2 protein-coding genes are annotated in these 1,068 nt (G+C 47.3%); both read right to left on the minus strand.

From position 1 onward, the window contains the following. Positions 1–204, minus strand: a 204-nt coding sequence (locus A3739_RS04500) for a YbgC/FadM family acyl-CoA thioesterase (protein WP_156502351.1), incomplete at its 3' end; no start/stop codon positions are given. Between the two features lie 5 nt (positions 205–209). Beyond that, positions 210–1,068: Holliday junction branch migration DNA helicase RuvB (gene ruvB, locus A3739_RS04505; protein ID WP_068500486.1), on the minus strand; the 859-nt coding region annotated here is incomplete at its 5' end.

The following is a 1,068-nucleotide window of genomic DNA, read 5'->3' on the forward strand; positions in this document are numbered from 1 at the left end:
AGCTGACTTTCGATAATTAATATTCAAGGAAGCAACGACAAAACTCACCCCATCTGAAAGCGAGCGCCGCATTTCGAACCCTTGAGTACGGACAAATTCAGTACGAGAACGTTCGAAAAACTTTAGATAATTGGCATAGAACACCACACCACCAACATCGGTATCCTCGAGATAGACTCGAATAGGCAGTGAAAAAGGATCCATCTATCCTATTCCCCTACAGGCATCGTTAAACCAAAATGCAACCATGCCTTTTCAGTGGCCATTCGCCCTCTAGGCGTGCGAATCATATAGCCCTGCTGAATTAAATAAGGCTCGAGAACATCCTCGATCGTTCCTCGCTCTTCACCTATTGCGGCAGCCATACTCTCAACGCCTACTGGACCACCACCAAAATTCTCAATCATCGTGAGCAGTAACTTTCGGTCCATATGATCGAAACCGCATTCATCTACACTCAACATATTTAAGGCCTTATCAGCGACCTTCTGAGTAATGCTTCCGTCACTTTTAACTTCCGCATAATCTCGTACGCGACGCAAAAGGCGGTTAGCAATACGCGGCGTACCACGAGAACGCTTAGCAATCTCGACAGCACCCTGTGACTCAATATGAATTCCAGATAAGCGAGCAGAACGCTCCACAATACTCGCCAAGTCAGCGACACTATAAAACTCGAGGCGCTGAACAATACCGAATCGATCACGCAGTGGTGACGTTAATAGTCCGGCGCGCGTGGTAGCGCCAACCAGTGTAAACGGGGGCAAATCCAACTTAATAGACCGCGCTGCTGGGCCTTCACCAATCATAATGTCGAGCTGATAATCCTCCATCGCGGGATAAAGAACCTCCTCGACATTCGCACTTAAACGATGAATCTCATCAATAAAAAGAATGTCGCCTTCTTCTAAGTTGGTGAGTAAGGCCGCTAAATCGCCTGCCTTTTCGAGCACCGGCCCAGACGTAGACTGAATGTTAGATTCAAGTTCATTAGCGAGGATATTCGCGAGCGTTGTCTTACCTAAGCCAGGCGGACCGAAAATAAGAACATGATCAAGTGCCTCTTCT

The organism is Oleiphilus sp. HI0067, from assembly GCF_001635735.1.